The organism is Pseudomonas sp. MYb2, from assembly GCF_002979955.1.
GTDB lineage: Bacteria > Pseudomonadota > Gammaproteobacteria > Pseudomonadales > Pseudomonadaceae > Aquipseudomonas.
This window is the reverse complement of sequence record NZ_PCQC01000014.1, coordinates 115,097-136,096: the sequence shown is the minus strand read 5'-3', so window position 1 is coordinate 136,096 and position 21,000 is coordinate 115,097. Positions and strand designations below refer to the sequence as shown.

The following is a 21,000-nucleotide window of genomic DNA, read 5'->3' as shown; positions in this document are numbered from 1 at the left end:
GCTCAGATGTCTTTGTTCAAACAGCTGTTGATCGCTATCTGTCTGTTCCTGGTGGTCGCCTTCACCGGCAGCTTCATGGTCAGTCTGGAAAGCTCGCGTACCCAGTACGTCAACCAGTTGCGTTCCCATGCTCAGGACGCTGCAACAGCGCTGGCCCTGTCGTTGACGCCGAATATCGACGACCCGGCGATGGTCGAGTTGTTGGTCAGCTCGATTTTCGACAGCGGTTACTACGCGAGCATCCGTGTAGTCGATGTGAAGACCGATCAGACGATTGTCGAGCGCAGCGGCATTCCGGCCGTCAGCAATGTGCCGGACTGGTTCGTCAGACTGATCGGACTGGAGCCGGCCGGTGGCGATGCACTGGTCAGCCGCGGCTGGGAACAGGCGGCAAGGGTTGAGGTAGTCAGTCACCCGATGTTTGCTGTGGCCAAGCTGTGGCAGAGCGCGTTGGGCAGCCTTGGCTGGCTGCTGATCTGTGGTGCGATCAGTGCAGTGCTCGGCGCGTTGCTGCTGCGTCGGCAATTGAAGCCGCTGGATTACATGGTCAAGCAATCCCACGCCATCGCCCGGCGCGAATTCCTGAGTCTGCCGGATCTGCCGCGCACGCCTGAGTTGCGTCGCGTGGTGCAGGCGATGAACCAGATGGTCGAGAAGCTCAAGGCGCTGTTTCAGGAACAGGCCGAGCGCAGTGAAAAGCTGCGTGCCGAGTCGTATCAGGACAACCTGACCGGGTTGGCCAACCGCCGTTATTTCGAGATGCAGTTGAACAACCGCGTGAGCAACCCGGAGCAGGCCAGTTCCGGTTATCTGCTGCTGTTGCGGGTCAAGGATCTGGCCGGCCTCAACCAACGGCTCGGTGGCCAGCGCACCGATGAACTGTTGAAAGCGGTCGGCGAGCAACTGTCGCGTGAATGCGCCAAATACCCGGAAACCCAGAATCTCGTCACGCGAATTCGCGGCGGTGAATTTGCCGTGCTGGCGCCAGGCCTGGTGCGTGAAGAAGCGCTGCAACTGGCGCAGAACCTCGACAATGCCTTGAGCAGCCTGCACGCCACCGGCGCGACCGATGTGGCAGCGGTGGCGTCGATCGGCCTGGCGCCTTTCGCCCACGGCGATTCGCCGCAATCGGTGCTCAGTCTCGGTGATCAAGCACTGGCGCAAGCCGAAGGGCAGGGTGAGCAGAACTGGGCCTGCATTGATCAGAGCCTCACGGCGGACGTTGGCGACGATCATCACGCCTGGCATCGCCTGCTGGATCAGGCGTTGAGTCAGCAGCGGTTCGAGCTGTATTTCCAACCGGTGGTGGCGGCTCAGGACTCGCAACTGGTACTGCATTACAAAGTGCTCTCGCGTCTGCTCGACGAGCAGGGCCAGACCATTCCGGCCGGACGCTTCCTGCCGTGGCTGGAGCGCTTTGGCTGGACCGCCCGGCTCGATCGGCTGATGCTCGAACGTGTGCTGGAACAGATGAAAGGACACGAGGAGTCGCTGGCGCTGAACTTGTCCTCGGCGACGTTGGCCGATCCGCAGGCACTGAATAAAGTCTTCGAGATTCTGCGCGCGCATTCCAACCTCGGCGCGCGCCTGACCCTTGAGATCGGCGAGGAGCAGTTGCCGGAGCAAGCGGTGCTGGAGCAGTTGACCCGGCGCCTGCGTGAGCTGGGCTTCTCACTGAGTCTGCAGCGCTTTGGTGGGCGCTTCAGCATGATCGGCAACCTGGCGCGGTTGGGGCTGGCGTACTTGAAGATTGATGGCAGCTACATTCGCGCGATTGATCAGGAGGGCGACAAGCGCTTGTTCATCGAAGCGATCCAGCGCGCGGCGCACAGCATTGATCTGCCGCTGATTGCCGAGCGGGTCGAGACGGAAGGCGAGTTGGCGGTGATTCGCGAGATGGGCTTGTATGGGGTTCAGGGGCAGTTGTTGGGTGAACCGAAGCCTTGGCGGTAAGAGCAACCCTCACCCTAACCCTCTCCCAGAGGGAGAGGGGACTGACCGTGGGATATTGACGCAATACGCCGACGTGAGCGATTTGCGCTGAATCCATAATCGACTCGATTTTATAGCGTCAGACACTTCGGTCGGTCCCTCTCACGGAGGCAGGGGGGACTGATTGGGGGTTGTTCGGGAAGTACGCCGACATGAGCGATTTGTTTTAAATCCATAATCGACCCGGTTTCTCAGGTCGATGTATGACGCCAGACACCTCGGTCGGCGCCCTCTCCCTCAAGGGGACTGATTGGGGGATATTCGGGAAGTCCGCCGACGTGAGCGATTTGTTTTGAATCCATAATCGACCCGATCTCTCAGGTCGATGTATAGCGGCTGACACCTCGGTCGGCCCCCTCTCCTTCCGGGAAAGGGGACTGATTAGGGGATATTCGGGAGATACGCCGACGTGAACGATTTGTGCTGAATCCATAATCGACCCGGTTTTTCAGGTCGATGTATGACGCCAGACACCTCGGTCGGCTCCCTCTCCCTCCGGGAGAGGGCTGGGGTGAGGGGCTTTTGATTCTGAGCGGATCAGATCAACCCGCCCTCATCCTCATCGATCAACTGGCTCAACCCGCCCAATGCCTCACGCGCCTGAGTCCGGTCCATCAGTTTGGCCTGGGCCGCAGGTGGCAGGTCGGTGACGCGGATCACGCCTTTCTGGGTCAGCACCTGAATCAGGTCGTCGAGTACCCGAATCATTTCGAAGTCGCTCTGCTTGAGCTGTTTCAGGCTGGTTTCCACCACTTCATTGGCGAACCAGGCCTGGATTTCATGGCTGTCGGCCGGCAGCGTTTCCGTGGCCTCGGCGTAGGCCGCGGCTTCCACGCGAATCAACAGACCTTGCGCATCGCGTTGCACGTAAAACATTGAGCATCCCTCGGAAATGAACCAGCGTCATGCTGTCAGCAGCATAGCCAACTGTGCGCGAGTATGCGGGGCGGCGACGCAATCGTCACCGCTCCGGACCGCACAAACGTGACGGCCGCCCCAAATGGGGCGGCCGTTTGTTCACGTATCAGCTGTTGTTGTGGTCGACTTTGATGGTCGGGTCGCTGCCGGCAATCAGGTTATGAATGTTGGCGCTCGACCAGTTGTTGCCTTCCAGTTTGATCGTCACATCCGGAGTCGCGGCAGCGGCGTCGCCGGAGTTGAACTTGCCCGCCGAGCTGACTTGCAGCGACGACGTGCCATCGACCGTGGTGATCTTCAGGAAGTTATCGATGGTGCTGCCGGTCTCGCCCTGCAGCAGATCGCGCAGGTCAATACGGTCACCTTCGCTGGCCTTGAAGTCCTTGATCACGTCGTTGCCGGTGTCGCCCGCTTTCCAGACGAAGGTGTCGGCACCCGAACCACCGATGAGGATGTCGTTGCCCTGACCGCCGATCAGCGTGTCGTTGCCGGTGCCGCCGAGGAGGATGTCATTGCCTTTGCCGCCATCGAGCCAGTCGTTGCCGCCCGAGCCGAAGAGGATGTCATTGCCCGCGCCACCCAACAGCGTGTCGTTACCGTCATGCGCGCCGGAGACATCGAACGCCTGATAGTGCTCGGTGATGTATTGGTGCACATTGCTGGTGGTGACCTTGCTGACGTCGACCCCGGTTTCCTTGGCCACGAACGCCTGCATCGCCTGATAACCCTCGCCGGCAATGCCGTTGAAGCTGACCAGATCGCCGAACAGGATGTCGTTACCGTCGCCACCGCTGACGGTGTCGTTGCCTGGCATCGTCGCTTCGGTGTGGCCGATGATCGAGTTGGCCAGATCCTTCGGATCGATGTTGGTCTGCGGAGTTTTATCCGAATCGTAAGGTTTCAGATCGTTGAGGCTGACATCGTTGTTCAGTCCGATAGCCTCGACGTTCGACAGACCGTTGAGCAAGGCAAAACCACTGGTCGAGTTGCTGGTCGTTGCCGAGTTGGTGCTGTTACCGGTCCCCGCCAGACTAGACAACTCATACGTGCCGTCGCCCTGCGCGTGGATGGTGCCCAGATTAGAGCTGCTCCAGCCCCACCACGAATTGTAGGTTTGCAGGGTCACGGTGCCGGCGCTGTTGATCGTCAATGCGTGGGTATTGTCGATGTAGGTGCTGAAGGTGTCGCCCGGCTTGTAGTTGCTGGTTTTCACCACATCGTCGAGCTTCACGTTGCCGTACAGCGTCGGGTTGGTCTGCTCGCCGCTCTGGTAGTAGGTCGGCTGACCGTCGGTGATGAAGTACGTGAGGTTCTTCGCCCCGGTGTTGGCCACCGCGTCAGCGCTCTGGAACCAGTTGGCCGTGGTCTTGAACACATCCTCGTAGTTGGTGCCGCCGCCGGAGGCCATCGAGTCCAGTACCGCTTTGAGTTGCGTCAGTGCGTTCGGGTCGTTGAGGTTTACCGACACCGACTTGTTCACCTGGGTATCGAAGTCGACGAGGAAAATGTTCACCGTGCCCGAATTGCTGCCGCCCAGGCTCTGCTTGAGGCTGTTGAACACTGAGGTCAGCGAATCTTTGGCGGCGTTGAGCGACGACGCGCTCATGCTGCCGGAGCTGTCGACCATGAACGCGATGTTGTAATTGGTGCCCGGGACCACGGTCAGGCCACCGATGTCGGCGACGATGATGTCGTTGCCATCGGTGCCGGTGACGGTGTCGTCGCCCGAGGTCGCCACGACCGCGTTGTAGACGGCCGGCACCACGGTGACCGGAATGGTCGCGGTGCTGCTGGCCGAACCGCCGACCTGTTCGGTGGAGGTCGAGGTCACGGTCAGGTTGAACTGGCCGTTGTAGTACGGCGGTGGCGTTACGGTCAGGCTGCCGAGGTTCCAGCCGGTGACGTTGGCGTCGCCGCTGCTGGCGGTGACGGTGAAGGTATGACCCGCGCCATCGCTGAGCACCGAGCCGACCGGTGCGCCGCTGATCTTCACGCTCAGGGTTTCCGAGCCGTCGGTGTCGGTCAGGGCGGTGGTGACTGCCGACAGTTTCACCGTGGTGCCTTCGGCGCCGGTGTTGAGTTTGTAGCCGTCGTAATAGCCTTCACCGCCGCTGCCGTGCAGATCGGAGACGGTCACGCCCGAATTGATCAGATCCTGCACGCCGGTGTAAATCGGCACGCCGGCGCTGCTCAGGTCGATCGGCGTGCTGCCGTTGACCGACAGGTTGACGTCGTAGCTGCCCGGGCCGCTCTGGTTGTGGTGGTAGATGTCCAGGGTGTAGTAGCCGCTGGTGGTCGGGGTGAACGAGCCATTGATGGCGCCGCCCGCGCCCCAGGTACCCGAAGCCACACTCTTGCCGCCGATCGTGATCAACAAACTGTCATCGGCAATACCGCTGAAGGTGTAGGTCTTGCCGGCTTCCAGATAAATCAGGCCTGACGTCTTCGATGCCGTGCCCGCCGCAACGCTACCGTCGGACTGCACATTGGTGACCGAGCCACTGGAGTTCGGTTTCCCGGCGCCGTCGATGACGTTTTTCAGCGTGGTCGAATCCGCGCCATTACCGTTGGTGCCCAGGCCCGACAGACCGGTCCAGACTTCCTTGATCAGGCCGGTGGACTTCACGCTGTTGTCGGCCACGCTCACGGTCGGCGCATCCGCCACTGGCGTGATGTCGATTTTCACGGTGCCGGTGTTGCCCAGCAACTGGCCGTCGGTTGGCTGGAACTTGATCTGCGCGTAGTCCGCCTGGTTGTTGCCCAGACCGCTGCCACCGTAACCATTGACGCCCGACTCGTTGGCATCCGGCAGGAAACGCAGCTTGCCCGCGTCGATGTCAGCCTTGCTGAAGGTCTGGTTGTTGGCGACGTCTTTCCAGGTCGAGCCGTCCAGATACTGCAGTTTGCCTTCGCCGGGCAGCTGGGTGATTTTGATGCCGAGGCTGCTGGCCGGGCTGTCGACGTCGGTCACACCGAAGGTCGACCAGCCAAGTACCAGCGGGGTGTCTTCGGTGCCAGTGACATTGCTCGGTGCAGCAACCGGCGCATCGTTGATCGCCACCACATTGACCGTGGTGGTCGCGGTGTTGGAGTAGTTGCCGCCATCGGTCACCGTCACGGTGATGATCCGTGGCACGGTGCTCGGGTTCTCACTGCCGTTGGTGAAGCTGATGTTCTTGATGGCCTGCATGTAGTCGGCCAGCGTCGCGTTGCCCGACAAGGTCAGGGTCACGGTGCCGTTGGTGCTGTTGGCATTGATGGTAATGCCGTTGACGCTGTTGCCGAGGTTCAGCGCATCGCCGTCCTGCCGGTTGGTCAGGACCACGGTGGCGCCAGTCAGCATGGTGCTGTCCGGGTCAGTGATGCTGATGTCGGTGTCGGCAATCGATACGCCCGCGCCCGGGGTATTTTCGGTGAAGGTCACCTTGTAGTCGGCACCGCTGGCGCCGCTGGAGTTGTTGGCATCCAGGTCGAGCACCGGCGGCGCATCGTTGTCGATGATCGAAGTGCTGACGCTGCCGTTGGTGGCGCTGACCGCGAGGTTTTCGAAGTTGCCGCCCGTGGCCGAATCGATCTTGACCACGAAGTTCTCGGTGCCTTCGGTGATCTTGTCGTCGAGGGTGGCGACATTGAACTGCGCGCTGCTGGCACCGGCCGGGATCTTCACGGTGTACACGCCGGTGAAGTCCGAACCGTCGGCGGCGGTGCCGCTGTAGACGATTTTCAGGGTCACTTCGGTTTGCGCCGGGTGGTTCAGGCTGACGGTGTAGCTGGCGATCTGGCCTTCGGTCACCGAGCTGCTGCCGGTGATGCTGACGGTGGTCGTGTCGACGGTATCGGTGACGCTGGTCACGGCTGGTGTATTGCTGGTCACCAGGTTTTCGAAGCCGCCGCCGCTGGTGCCGGTGATGCTTGCCTGCACGTTGCCGGCGTCTTTGTAGACGTCATCAGCCGGAGCCGGGACGGTCACGGTGCCGGTGGTTTCGCCAGCCTTGATGGTGATCACCGAGCCGTTGCTCAGGGTCACGGTGACGGGCGAGCCAGCGGCGTTGGTCAGCGTCGCGGTGTAGGTGATCTGGCCACCTTCGGCCACGGTGCCGGTCGCGGACAGCGTCAGGTTGGTGGTGTCGACGGTGTCGGTCACGGTGGTGCTGACCGGGGTTTTGTCGGCCACCAGATTTTCGTAGTTACCGCCGCTCACGTTAGTGATTGAGTTGGTCAGTGGAGCATGACCAGTCAATGCGTCGTTTGGCGCAGTGGCGGTTGCGGTGCCGGTGGTCTGGCCAATACCAATGGTGATGGTCTGGCCGTTGGCCAGGGTTACGACCACTGGCGAGCCGGTCACTGGAGCGCCGACAGTCGCGGTGTAGACGACGTTGCCGCCTTCAGCTGCGGTGCCGGTTGCGGTCAGTTTCACCGTGGTGGTGTCGATGGTGTCGGTGACGCTGGTCACGGCTGGCGTTGTGCTGGTGACGAGGTTTTCGAAGCTGCCACCGGTGGCGGTCTTGATCGTTGCCTGAACGTTGCCGGCGTCTTTGTAAACGTCGTCCGCTGGCGCTGCCACGGTGACGGTGCCGGTAGTTTTGCCGGCTTCGATGGTAATCACGGCGCCGTTCGACAGCGTCACGGTGACTGGTGAGCCAGCGGCGTTGGTCAATGTCGCGGTGTAGACGATCGAGCCACCTTCTGCGACCGAGCCAGTAGCGCTCAGCGACAGATTGGTGGTGTCGACGGTGTCGGTGACCGTGGTCGAAACCGGGGTCTTGTCGGCTACGAGATTCTCGTAGTTGCCGCCGGTAACGTTGGTGATTGCGTTGGTCAGTGGAGCATGACCGGTCAGTGCGTCGTTTGGCGCAATGGCAGTTGCGGTGCCCGTGGTTTGGCCAACACCAATGGTGATGGTCTGACCGTTGGCCAGCGTTACAACCACCGGCGAACCTGTCACCGGAGCACCAACGGTCGCGGTGTAGACGACATTGCCGCCCTCTGCCGCTGTAGCTGTTGCCGTCAATTTCACGGTGGTGGTGTCGATGGTATCGGTGACGCTGGTGATTGCCGGCGTCGTACTCGGCACCAGATTTTCGAAGTTGCCACCGGTGGCGGTGCTGATGGTCGCCTGCACGGTACCCGCGTCTTTGTAGACGTCGTCGGCTGGCGCAGCGACGGTCACGGTGCCAGTGGTTTTGCCGGCTTCGATGGTAATCACGGCGCCGTTCGACAGGGTGACGGTCACTGGCGAGCCAGCAGCGTTGGTCAATGTCGCGGTGTAGGTGATCTGGCCACCTTCAGCCACGGTGCCGGTCGCGGACAGCGACAGATTGGTGGTGTCGACGGTGTCAGTGACGTTGGTCGAAACCGGCGTCTTGTCGGCCACGAGGTTTTCGTAGTTGCCGCCGCTGACGTTGGTGATCGAGTTGGTCAGTGGAGCATGGCCAGTCAACGCGTCGTTTGGTGCAGTAGTGGTCGCAGTCCCCGTAGTCTGGCCAACACCAATGGTGATGGTCTGACCGTTGGCCAGGGTCACGACAACCGGCGAGCCGGTGACTGGCGCGCCGACTGTCGCGGTGTAGACAACGTTGCCGCCCTCGGCTGCAGTTGTGGTTGCAGTGAGTTTTACGGTGGTGGTGTCGATCGTGTCGGTAACGCTTGTGATAGCCGGCGTTGTGCTCGGCACCAGGTTTTCGAAGTTGCCACCGGTGGCGTTGCTGATCGTCGCCTGCACGGTGCCGGCGTCTTTGTAAACGTCGTCAGCCGGTGCTGGAACGGTCACGGTGCCGGTGGTTTTACCGGCGTCGATGGTGATTACGGCGCCGTTTGACAAGGTTACGGTCACTGGCGAGCCAGCGGCGTTGGTCAATGTCGCGGTGTAAACGATTGAGCCGCCTTCAGCCACAGAACCGGTCGCACTGAGCGACAGGTTGGTGGTGTCGACAGTGTCGGTCACGGTAGTGCTGACCGGGGTTTTGTCAGCCACGAGATTCTCGTAGTTGCCACCGCTGACATTGGTGATCGCATTCGTCAGCGGTGCGTGACCGGCCAACACGTCGTTTGGCGCGGTAGTGGTCGCGGTGCCGGTGGTCTGGCCAACACCAATGGTGATGGTCTGACCGTTCGACAGGGTTACCACGACTGGCGAGCCAGTCACTGGCGCGCCGACGGTTGCGGTGTAGACGACATTACCGCCTTCAGCGGCAGTGGCGGTGGCAGTCAGCTTCACGATGGTGGTGTCGATGGTGTCGGTAACGCTTGTGATAGCCGGCGTTGTGCTCGGCACCAGGTTCTCGAAGTTGCCACCGGTGGCGGTGCTGATGGTCGCCTGCACGGTGCCGGCGTCTTTGTAGACGTCGTCAGCCGGTGCTGGAACGGTTACGGTGCCGGTGGTTTTGCCGGCTTCGATGGTGATCACGGCGCCGTTGGACAGGGTTACGGTGACTGGCGAGCCGGCTGCGTTGGTCAGCGTGGCGGTGTAGACGATTGAACCGCCCTCGGCCACAGAACCGGTGGCGCTCAGTGACAGGTTGGTGGTGTCGACGGTGTCGGTGACCGTGGTCGAAACCGGGGTCTTGTCGGCTACGAGACTCTCATAGTTGCCGCCAGTCACATTGGTGATGGAGTTGGTCAGCGGTGCATGACCGGTCAATGCATCGTTCGGCGCCGTGGTGGTCGCGGTGCCGGTGGTCTGGCCAACGCCAATGGTGATGGTCTGACCGTTGGCCAGCGTCACGACCACAGGCGAGCCGGTGACGGCTGCGCCAACCGTGGCGGTGTAGGTGACCGTGCCACCCTCAGTTGCCGACTCGGTCGCGCTGAGTTTGACGGTGGTGGTGTCGATGGTGTCAGTGACGCTGGTCACGGCCGGCACGGTGCTCGGTACCAGGTTCTCGAAGTTGCCACCGGTGGCGGTCGAAATGGTTGCTTCGACTTTGCCTGCATCTTTGTAAACGTCATCGGCCGGCGCTGCGACGGTGACGCTGCCCGTGGTTTTGCCAGCCTCGATGGTGATCACGGCGCCGTTCGACAGGGTCACGGTGACTGGCGAGCCAGCCGCGTTGGTCAAGGTCGCGGTGTAGATGATCGAGCCGCCTTCAGCCACGGTGCCGGTTGCAGTCAGCGACAGGTTAGTGGTGTCGACGGTATCAGTGACATTGGTCGAAACCGGCGTCTTATCCGCCACCAGATTTTCGAAGTTGCCGCCGCTTACCTCGGTGATCGCATTGGTGATCGGCGCGTGGCCGGTCACTGCATCGTTCGGCGCGGTGATGGTCGCGGTGCCGGTGGTCTGGCCAACACCAATGGTGATGGTCTGACCGTTAGCCAGGGTCACGACAACAGGCGAACCGGTCACTGGCGCGCCGACGGTTGCGGTGTAAGTCACGCTGCCACCCTCAGCCGCCGATTCGGTCGCGGTGAGTTTGACGGTGGTGGTGTCGATGGTGTCGGTGACGTTGGTCACGGCCGGCACGGTGCTCGGCACCAGATTCTCGAAGTTGCCACCCGTTGCATCCTTGATCGTCACTTCGACTTTGCCGGCGTCTTTGTAGACGTCATCCGCCGGAGCTGGAACAGACACGGTTCCAGTGGTTTTACCGGCCTCGATGGTGATCACGGCACCGTTGGACAGGGTCACGGTGACTGGCGAACCAGCGGCGTTGGTCAGGGTGGCGGTGTAAACAATCGAACCACCTTCGGCCACGGTGCCGGTTGCAGTCAACGACAGGTTAGTGGTGTCGACGGTATCAGTGACATTGGTCGAAACCGGCGTCTTATCCGCCACCAGATTTTCGAAGTTGCCGCCGCTTACCTCGGTGATCGCATTGGTGATCGGCGCGTGGCCGATCACTGCATCGTTCGGCGCGGTGGTGGTCGCGGTGCCGGTGGTCTGGCCAACACCAATGGTGATGGTTTGACCGTTTGACAGGGTCACGACCACAGGCGAACCGGCCACTGGCGCGCCGACGGTTGCGGTGTAAGTCACGCTGCCACCCTCAGCCGCCGATTCGGTCGCGGTGAGTTTGACGGTGGTGGTGTCGATGGTGTCGGTGACGTTGGTCACGGCCGGCACGGTGCTCGATACCAAGTTCTCGAAGTTGCCGCCCGTTGCATCCTTGATCGTCACTTCGACTTTGCCAGCGTCTTTGTAGACGTCATCGGCAGGTGCAGCAACGGTCACGGTGCCGGTAGTTTTGCCCGCTTCGATGGTGATCACCGAACCGTTCGACAGGGTCACGGTCACCGGGGTGCCGGCCGGGTTGGTCAGCGTCGCGGTGTAAACGATCGAACCGCCTTCAGCCACCGAGTCGGTCGCGGTCAGGTTCAGGTTGGTGGTGTCGTTGGTGTCCGAAACCGCGGTGTCGGCGGACTTGCCGTCAACCGCGAGTTTTTCGTAGTTGCCACCGGTAGCGCCGTCGATGGTCACGCTCAGCGAGCTGCCGCCGGCCAACGGGCTGTTCGGCGCAACGAAGTTTACGCTGCCGCTGGTTTCACCGACGGCGATGGTGATGGTCTGGCCGTTGGACAGAGTCACGACAACTGGCGAGCCCGTCACGGGTGCAGTCACGGTCGCGGTGTAGACCACGGTTTCGCCTTCGGCGACGTTGGCGGTGGCAGTCAGCGACACGGTTGAGGTGTCGATGGTGTCGTTGACGGTGGTGACCGCTGGTGCAGTGCTGGTGACCAGATTTTCGAAGTCGCCACCGGTTGCGCCCTTGATGGTCGCCTCAACGGTGCCGGCATCTTTGTAGACGTCATCTTTCGGTGCGTCGACGGTGACGGTGCCGGTGGTTTCGCCAGCCTTGATGGTAATCACCGAGCCGTTGCTCAGTGTCACGGTGACTGGCGAGCCAGCCGCGTTGGTCAACGTCGCGGTGTAGGTGATCTGGCCGCCTTCGTCCACGGTGCCAGTCGCGGTCAGCGACAGATTGGTGGTGTCGGTGGTGTCGGTCACGGTGGTGCTGACCGGGGTTTTATCGGCGACGAGGTTTTCGTAGTTGCCGCCGGAAACGCCGGTGATCGAGTTGGTCAGTGGTGCGTGGCCGGTCAATGCGTCGTTCGGCGCAGTGGTGGTGACGGTACCGGTGGTTTTACCGACTTCGATGGTGATGTTCTGACCGTTGGCCAGAGTCACCACGACAGGCGTGCCGGTGACTGGCGCGCCGACGGTGGCGGTGTAAGTGACGGTGCCGCCTTCAGCCACGGAGGTGTCGGCCGTCAGTTTCACGGTCGAGGTGTCGATGGTGTCGGTCACTTCGGTAACCGCAGGCGTGGCGCTCGGAACGAGGTTCTCGAAATTGCCGCCGGTGGCGTCCTTGATGGTCACTTCGACTTTGCCGGCGTCTTTGTAGACGTCATCGGCAGGCGCCGCAACGGTCACGGTGCCAGTGGTTTTGCCGGCTTCGATGGTAATCACCGAACCGTTCGACAGGGTCACGGTGACCGGGGTACCGGCCGGGTTGGTCAGGGTCGCGGTGTAAACAATCGAACCGCCTTCAGCCACGGTGCCGGTCGCGGTCAGCGTCAGATCGGTGGTGTCGACGGTGTCGGTCACGGTGGTGCTGACCGGAGTTTTATCGGCGACGAGGTTTTCGTAATTACCGCCGGAAACGCCAGTGATCGCATTGGTCAGCGGGGTGTGGCCGGTCAATGCGTCGTTCGGCGCAGTGGTGGTGACGGTACCGGTGGTTTTGCCGATTTCGATGGTGATGTTCTGACCGTTGGCCAGGGTGACGACAACTGGCGAGCCGGTGACTGGTGCGCCGACGGTGGCGGTGTAAGTGACGGTGCCACCTTCAGCCGCAGATTCGGTGGCGGTCAGTTTGACCGTCGAGGTATCGATGGTATCGGTGACGTCGGTTACGGCCGGCACGGTGCTCGGCACCAGATTTTCGAAGTTGCCGCCCGTAGCGTCCTTGATGGTTACTTCGACTTTACCGGCGTCTTTGTAGACGTCATCGGCAGGGGCCGCGACGGTCACGGTGCCAGTGGTTTTGCCGGCCTCGATGGTGATTACCGAGCCGTTGCTCAGGGTCACGGTCACCGGCGTACCGGCCGGGTTGGTCAGGGTCGCCGTGTAGATGATCGAACCGCCCTCGGCGACCGAATTGGTGGCGCTGAGCGACAGGTCAGTGGTGTCGACGGTGTCGGTGACGGTGGTGGAAACCGGGGTCTTGTCGGCTACCAGGTTTTCGAAGTTGCCGCCGCTGACACCAGTGATCGAATTACCCAGCGAAGCCTGACCGGTCAGCGCATCGTTCGGCGCAGTGAATGTCACGGTGCCAGTGGTTTTGCCGACTTCGATGGTGATGCTCTGGCCGTTGGCCAACGTCACGACGACTGGCGAACCGGTGACCGGCGCGCCAACCGTGGCGGTGTAAGTGACGGTGCCGCCTTCAGCCACAGTGGTGTCGGCCGTCAGTTTCACGGTCGAGGTGTCGATGGTGTCAGTGACGTCGGTCACGGCTGGCGTGGTGCTCGGAACGAGGTTCTCGAAGTTGCCGCCAGTGGCATCCTTGATGGTCACTTCGACTTTGCCGGCGTCCTTGTAGACGTCATCGGCAGGCGCTGCGACGGTCACGGTACCGGTAGTTTTACCAGCGTCGATGGTGATCACCGAGCCGTTGCTCAACGTCACGGTGACTGGCGTGCCAGCCGGATTGGTCAGCGTTGCGGTGTAAACAATCGAACCACCTTCCGCCACGGTGTCAGTCGCACTCAGCGACAGGTTGGTGGTGTCGACGGTGTCGGTCACCGAGGTCACGGCCGGGGTTTTATCGGCCACGAGATTTTCGTAGTTGCCGCCGCTGGTGCCGTCGATTTTCACGCTCAGCGTGTTGCCGCCGGCCAGTGCATCGTTCGGTGCGGTGAAGTTGACGCTGCCGCTGCTGGCGCCGACCGGGATGGTGATGGTCTGGCCGTTGGATAGGGTCACGACAACCGGCGCGCCGGTGACTGGAGCGGTCACGGCGGCGGTGTAAACCACCACGCCGCCTTCAGTGGTGCTGGCGGTGGCAGTAAGCGACACGGTGCTGTTGTCGATGGTATCGGTCACGTCGGTGACGGCCGGGGTCTTGTCGACCACCAGGTTCTCGAAGTTGCCGCCGGTGGTCTTGGTGATGCTCGCATCGACCTTGCCGGCGTCCTTGTAGACGTCATCGGCAGGCGCTGCGACGGTCGCGGTGCCGGTGGTCGCGCCTTTGGCGATGTTGATTACTGCACCGTTGCTCAGGGTCACGGTCATCGCCGTGCCTGCCGGGTTGGTCAGGCTCGCGGTGTAAATGATCGAGCCGCCCTCGGCGACCGAAGCGGTGGCGCTCAGGCTGATATTGGTGGTATCGACCGTATCGGTGACAGTTGTAACCACTGCCGAACGGTTGGCATCGACCTGTTCGAAGTTGCCGCCGCTATGGCTGGCAATCGCGGTTTGTACTTTGCCGCCATCGACGTACGGGGTATTGGCAGGTGCGGCGAAGTTCACCGAGCCGCTGGTGGCGCCGGCGGCGATGTTGATCACCGCGCCGTTGGCCAGGGTCACGGTCATGGCGGTGCCAGCCGGATTGCTCAGGGTCGCGGTGTAGGTGATCTGGCCACCTTCGCTGACGGTGTCGCTGGCGCTCAGGGTCAGCGTGGTTTTGTCGACGGTGTCGTTGACGGTGGTGCTGACCGGGGTCTTGCTGACGTCGAGTTTCTCGAAGTTGCCGCCAGTCGCATCGGTCATGGTCACGGTGAGCTTGCTGACATCTTTGTAGACGTCATCGCTCGGCGCGGCGATGGTCACCGAGCCGCTGGTTTTGCCAGCCTCGATGGTGATGGTCTGGCCGTTGCTCAGGTTGACGGTGACCGGCGTTTGCGCGGCGTTGGTCAGGGTCGCGGTGTAGGTGATCGACGTGCCTTCAAGCACATAGCTTTCGGCGCTGAGGGTCAGGTGCGTGGTGTTGATCGTGTCGGCAACGTTGGTCACCGCTGGCGTCGGATTGGCCACCAGGTTTTCGAAATTGCCGCCGTCGGTGCCCTTGATGGTCACTTCGACTTTGCCGGCGTCTTTGTAGACGTCATCGGCAGGCGCAGGAACGGTCACGGTGCCGGTGGTCTTGCCGGCGTCGATGGTGATGGTCGAGCCGTTGCTCAGGGTCACGGTCACTGGCGTGCCGGCCGGGTTGGTCAGCGTCGCGGTGTAGACGATCGAACCGCCTTCGTTGACGTTGCCAGTGGCGGTCAGCGAAACGGTGGTGGTGTCGACGGTGTCGGTCACGGTGGTGCTGACCGGGGTTTTGTCGGCGACCAGATTTTCGTAGTTGCCACCGGAAACGTTAGTGATCGAGTTGGTCAGCGGTGCGTGACCGGCCAGCACATCGTTCGGTGCAGTGGTGGTGACGGTGCCGGTGGTTTTACCCACTTCGATGGTGATGTTCTGGCCGTTGGCCAACGTCACGACGACAGGCGAACCGGTGACTGGCGCGCCGACGGTGGCGGTGTAAGTGACGGTGCCACCCTCAGCGGCGGTTTCGGTCGCGGTCAGTTTTACCGTCGAGGTGTCGAGGGTATCAGTGACGTCGGTCACGGCTGGAACGGTGCTTGGCACCAGGTTCTCGAAGTCGCCGCCGGTGGCGTTTTTGATAGTGACTTCGACTTTGCCGGCGTCCTTGTAGACGTCATCGGCAGGGGCAGCGACGGTCACGGTGCCGGTGGTTTTACCGGCTTCAATGGTGATTACCGAACCGTTCGACAGGGTCACGGTTACCGGGGTGCCAGCCGGGTTGGTCAGGGTTGCGGTGTAAACGATCGAGCCGCCTTCAGCCACGGTGCCGGTGGCGCTGAGCGTCAGGTTGGTGGTGTCGTTAGTGTCAGTCACGGTGGTGCTGACCGGTGTTTTGTCGGCGACGAGATTCTCGTAATTGCCGCCGGTCACATTGGTGATCGAGTTGGTCAGCGGCGCGTGGCCGTTCAGCGCGTCGTTTGGCGCGTTAGTGGTCACGGTGCCGGTGGTTTTACCCACTTCGATGGTGATGTTCTGGCCATTGGCCAAAGTCACGACAACTGGCGAACCGGTGACCGGCGCACCCACGGTAGCGGTGTAGGTGACGGTGCCACCTTCAGCGGCAGTCTCGGTGGCGGTCAGTTTGACCGTCGAGGTGTCGATGGTGTCAGTGACGTCGGTGACGGCGGGAACGGTGCTTGGCACCAGGTTCTCGAAGTTGCCGCCCGTGGCGTCCTTGATGGTGACTTCAACTTTGCCGGCGTCTTTGTAGACGTCATCGGCTGGAGCAGCGACGGTCACGGTGCCGGTGGTTTTACCGGCTTCAATGGTGATTACCGAACCGTTCGACAGGGTCACGGTAACAGGCGAGCCTGCGGCGTTGGTCAGGGTCGCGGTGTAGGTAATCTGGCCGCCTTCAGCCACGGTGCCGGTCGCACTCAGTGTCAGGTCGGTGGTGTCAGTGGTGTCAGTAACAGTGGTGCTGACCGGGGTTTTGTCGGCGACGAGATCTTCGTAATTGCCGCCGCTCACGCCCGTGATCGCGTTGGTGATCGGCGCGTGGCCGGTCAACGCATCATTCGGTGCAGTGGTGGTCACAGTGCCGGTGGTTTTACCCACTTCGATGGTGATGTTCTGACCATTGGCCAGGGTCACGACCACAGGCGAACCGGTCACCGGAGCGCCAACGGTGGCGGTGTAGGTGACGGTGCCACCTTCAGCCGCACTTTCGGTAGCCGTCAGTTTGACGGTAGTGGTGTCGACGGTATCGGTTACATCGGTGACGGCTGGAACGGTGCTCGGAACGAGGTTCTCGAAGTTACCGCCAGTGGCGTCCTTGATGGTCACTTCGACTTTGCCAGCGTCTTTGTAGACGTCATCGGCGGGTGCTGCGACGGTCACGGTGCCAGTGGTTTTGCCGGCTTCGATAGTGATCACCGAACCGTTCGACAGGGTTACGGTGACAGGCGAACCTGCGGCGTTGGTCAGGGTCGCGGTGTAAGTGATCTGGCCGCCTTCAGCCACAGAGCCGGTCGCGCTCAGCGACAGGTTGGTGGTGTCGGCGACATCGGTAACGCTGGTCGAAACCAGGGTCTTGTCGGCAACCAGATCTTCGTAATTGCCACCCGAAACGCCAGTGATCGAATTGGTCAGCGGCGCATTGCCGGTCAACGCATCGTTAGGGGCGGTAGTGGTCACGGTGCCGGTGGTTTTACCGACTTCAATGGTGATGCTCTGACCGTTGGCCAGGGTTACCACGACAGGCGAACCGGTGACCGGCGCACCGACGGTGGCGGTGTAAGTGACGGTGCCACCTTCAGCAACCGAGGTATCAGCCGTCAGTTTCACGGTCGATGTGTCGAGGGTGTCGGTCACTTCGGTCACGGCCGGGACAGTGCTCGGCAGCAGATTCTCGAAGTTGCCGCCGCTGGCGTCCTTGATCGTCACTTCAACTTTGCCGGCGTCTTTATAGACGTCATCGGCTGGCGCCGGAACGGTCACAGTGCCAGTGGTCTTGCCCGCCTCGATGGTGATCACCGAGCCATTGCTCAGGGTCACGGTCACCGGTGTACCGGCAGGATTGGTCAGGGTCGCGGTGTAAACGATCGAACCACCTTCGGCCACCGTCCCGGTTGCCGTCAGCGACAGGTTGGTATCGTCGATCGAATCGGTAATGGTGGTGGTCGCTGGCGTGGTGTTCGGCACCAGGTTTTCGAAGTTGCCGCCGGTAGCGCCGGTAATCGTGGTGCTGACCGTGCTGCCATTGTTGTAAACGTCGTTGGCCGCGGTCGGCACGTTGACGGAGCCAGTGGTTTTGCCGGCTTCAATGGTGATGGTCGAGCCGTTCGACAGGGTGATCGTCACCGGGGTCTGCGCGGCGTTGGTCAGCGTTGCGGTGTAAGTGATCTGGCCGCCTTCGACGACCGTACCGGTGGCGGTGAGGCTCACGTTAGTGGTGTCGATCGAATCGGTAACCGTGGTGGTCGCCGGCGTAGTGTTCGGCACCAGGCTTTCGAAGTTGCCGCCGGTAGCGCCGGTAATGGTGGTGCTGACGGTGCCGCCATTGTTGTAGACGTCATTGGCCGCCGTCGGCACGTTGACGGTGCCCGTGGTCTGGCCAGCCTCAATGGTGATGGTCGAACCGTTCGACAGGGTGACGGTCACCGGGGTTTGCGCCGGGTTGGTCAGGGTCGCGGTGTAAGTGATCTGGCCACCTTCGACCACTGTGCCCGTGGCAGTCAGGGTCAGGTTGGTGGTGTCGATCGAATCAGTGATGGTGGTCACCGCTGGCGTCGGGTTCGGCACCAGGTTTTCGAAGTTGCCGCCAGTCGCACCGGTAATCGTCGTGGTGACGGTGCTGCCATTGTTATAGACGTCGTTGGCCGGGGTCGGCACGTTGACGGTGCCGGTGGTTTGGCCCGCGCCGATGGTGATGGTCGAGCCGTTCGACAGGGTGACGGTGACCGGGGTTTGCGCCGGGTTGGTCAGCGTTGCGGTGTAAGTGATCTGGCCGCCTTCGGTGACACTCGACCCCGCCGTCAGGGTGACGGTGGTGGTGTCGATGGTGTCAGTGACCTGGGTCGTGGCAGGGGTGGTCGGCGGCGTCACGGTGATGCCGTTGCCGCCGGTGGTGCCGGTGACGGTCACGTCGATCTGGCTCGGGTCGTTATAAACCGTGTCGTTCGGTGCCAGCGGCACGTTGACGGTGCCGGTGGTGGAACCGGCAGGAATCACGATCACCGCGCCGTTGGACAGAGTGATGGTCAGGTCGGTCAGCGGCGCCTGGGTCAGGGTCGCGGTGTAGACCAGCACGCCACCGGCTTCAGTGATGCTCGGCGTAGCGCTAAGGCTCAGGGTCGAATCACGCAGCGCGTTGGTGGTGGTGTCGGTGGTCTGGCCGCCGGTGATGTTTTGCGCGGCTTGACCGGCAGCATTGATGCCTGCAGTCGGGAAGCCAATGGTCGGGTCAACGCGGCCAGCGGTGGCGTCTAGCATCACGAAACTGTGACCGCCACCAGCGGCCCCGCCAGTGCCTGCGGCGCTCGGGCCGGCAGCGGTGGACTCAAGCGCGGTAGTCGGGTCGACACCGGCAGCGATGGCTTGCTGCAGTTCTGCTACAGAAGGGGCGGCCTGCGCGGTGGCCTCAGCCAGGTCAGTGCTGGAGTCGGGGGCGTTGGCGCTCCACTGAGTTTCACGGCCCAGATCGAGGGTGCGGCCATCTGCCAATTCAAGCGACACGGCGCCGGAGAGGCCGGTGTCGATCTGGTCGCCGACAAACAGGCGATCGCCTTCAACGAGTACGCGACGCACGCCCTCTGGGGACACCACGAATACCTGACCGACAATGCTTTTGACGATGGCAACAACACTGCTCATTGAAGACTCTCCGGGGTGTCACGTTCAGTTGACTTCCATGGACCTGAGGGCATGGGCGCCGATTCAGTCTGGACGTACTTTAAAAATTTGCGAAACAAGTTTGACGCATGTTTTCGTCAATATTTTGGCTAGATTCTTTCGCTATTAACTTTATGCCAAACTATTGACCTTCTGGGTGCCATCCTAAACAATCGCCCCACTAATGTCACATTGATATTTCCGCGGCGACCTGTCCTTCAGCGTGTGATCCAGTTCCTGTTTTGAACTTTCCGACATACGGTCAATCTGGTTGCCATCATCCGACGCAGCGCCACGTTTTGCTGTGATTCAAGACAAGAAGTTCTGGGAAATTCCTATCATGCGTTCGCCCCTGTTTCTGGCTGTACCCTTCGCTCTCGCCGCCTCTTTTGTACAAGCACAATCCTTACCAGAAGCCATGCAGCAGGCATTGGATGTCCATCCGGAAATCCAGGCAGGGGTCAACAGTCGTTTGGCCGCGGATTATCAATTAAGAGCGGCGAAAGGTGGATACCTGCCCAAGGTCGATCTGCTGGGCGGTTATGGCCGTGAAGGCACCGACAGCGTCACCACCCGCGCCGCCGGTAACAGCAATCACTGGGAGACCCTGAACCGTAGCGAGTCAAGTTTACGTCTCTCGCAAATGGTCTTTGACGGTTTTGCGACGTCCAGCGAAGTCGGGCGTCAACAAGCCACCGTTAATTCCCGCGCTTATTCCTTGCTGGGTACGTCCGAGCGCACGGCGCTGACCGTCGCTCAGGTTTACCTGGACGTGCTGACCCGTCGCGAGTTCGTGCGTCTGGCCGAAGAAAATCTCAAGAGCCACCAGCGCATCTACGACCAGATCCAGCTGCGTACCCAACGCGGCGTCGGCAGCGGCGCCGACCTCGATCAGGCCGAAGCGCGGATGGCCCAGGCGCGCAACAACCTGATCACCGAGCAGACCAATCTGGCCGACTCGGAAACCAACTTTCTCAGCGCCGTCGGCCAGATGCCCGATCAACTCGAGCGTCCGGCGCCGTTCATGGCAATGATGCCGGCCAACCTCAATGAAGCGCGCCAGCAGATGCTGGAAAACAGCCCGATCCTGCGTTCGGCCGAGTCCGACATCGCCGCTGCCGAGAAGCAGTACGAAACCGCCAAGTCGACCTTCTACCCACGTTTCGACGCCGAACTGGGCCGTACCGCTGACAACGATCTCGATGGCCAGAACGGTCACAACAACGAATGGCAAGCCATGCTGCGCATGCGCTTCAACCTTTATTCCGGTGGCAGCAACAAGGCCGATCTGGAATCCAAGTCGTACCTGTCGAACCAGGCGCTGGACATCCGTAACAACGCCCTGCGTCAGTTGAACGAAGAACTCGGTCTGGCCTGGAACGCTTTGAACAATGCCAACGCGCAGGTGCCGATTGCACAGCAATACGTCGACCACAGCACCTCGGTGCGCACCGCCTACCAGCGTCAGTTCAGCCTCGGCGAACGCACCCTGCTCGATTTGCTCGACAGCGAAAACGAGTTGTTCACCGCCTCGCGGCGTCTGGCGGAAATCAAAAACATTCAGTTATTTACTCAGTATCGAATCAAGGCGACCATGGGCGAGTTGCTCAGAAGCCAGGGAGTGGTCGCACCGTTGGCATCCGTTGTGCAGAACGACGTGAAGCCCAAGGTCCAGCTGCCTGGGATGAATTGAGTTATCCCTTTTCAACTGTCAAAGAGTGTCGAGC

4 protein-coding genes are annotated in these 21,000 nt (G+C 61.5%); 2 read left to right on the top strand and 2 right to left on the bottom strand.

Annotated elements, in window-relative coordinates; all coding sequences use genetic code 11:
- The first annotated feature begins 6 nt into the window (after positions 1–6).
- Positions 7–1,953 carry a cyclic di-GMP receptor LapD gene (gene lapD, locus CQ009_RS21525; RefSeq protein ID WP_064389072.1) on the top strand — a complete coding sequence of 649 codons (1,947 nt, stop codon included), beginning with the start codon at positions 7–9 and terminating at the stop codon, positions 1,951–1,953.
- Between the two features lie 576 nt (positions 1,954–2,529).
- Here the strand turns inward: lapD and CQ009_RS21520 are convergent.
- Both CQ009_RS21520 and CQ009_RS21515 read right to left on the bottom strand, forming a co-directional pair.
- Positions 2,530–2,868, bottom strand: coding sequence for a hypothetical protein (locus CQ009_RS21520; RefSeq protein WP_007918987.1), 339 nt, complete (start codon positions 2,866–2,868; stop codon positions 2,530–2,532).
- Positions 2,869–3,016: 148 nt separating this feature from the next.
- Positions 3,017–19,255 (bottom strand): LapA family giant adhesin, encoded by a 16,239-nt coding sequence (locus CQ009_RS21515; RefSeq protein ID WP_105708643.1) that lies wholly within the window; start codon positions 19,253–19,255, stop codon positions 3,017–3,019.
- Positions 19,256–19,613: 358 nt separating this feature from the next.
- On the opposite strand from CQ009_RS21515, the gene CQ009_RS21510 reads away from it, so the two are divergent.
- Positions 19,614–20,966, top strand: coding sequence for a TolC family outer membrane protein (locus CQ009_RS21510; protein WP_064389070.1), 1,353 nt, complete (start codon positions 19,614–19,616; stop codon positions 20,964–20,966).
- The last annotated feature ends 34 nt before the right edge of the window (positions 20,967–21,000 follow it).

Coding starts and splice junctions, on each gene's coding strand:
- CQ009_RS21515 (WP_105708643.1), bottom strand. CDS start 19,255: ATGAGCAGTGTTGTTGCCATCGTCAAAAGCATTGTCGGTCAGGTATTC.
- CQ009_RS21510 (WP_064389070.1), top strand. CDS start 19,614: ATGCGTTCGCCCCTGTTTCTGGCTGTACCCTTCGCTCTCGCCGCCTCT.
- CQ009_RS21520 (WP_007918987.1), bottom strand. CDS start 2,868: ATGTTTTACGTGCAACGCGATGCGCAAGGTCTGTTGATTCGCGTGGAA.
- lapD (WP_064389072.1), top strand. CDS start 7: ATGTCTTTGTTCAAACAGCTGTTGATCGCTATCTGTCTGTTCCTGGTG.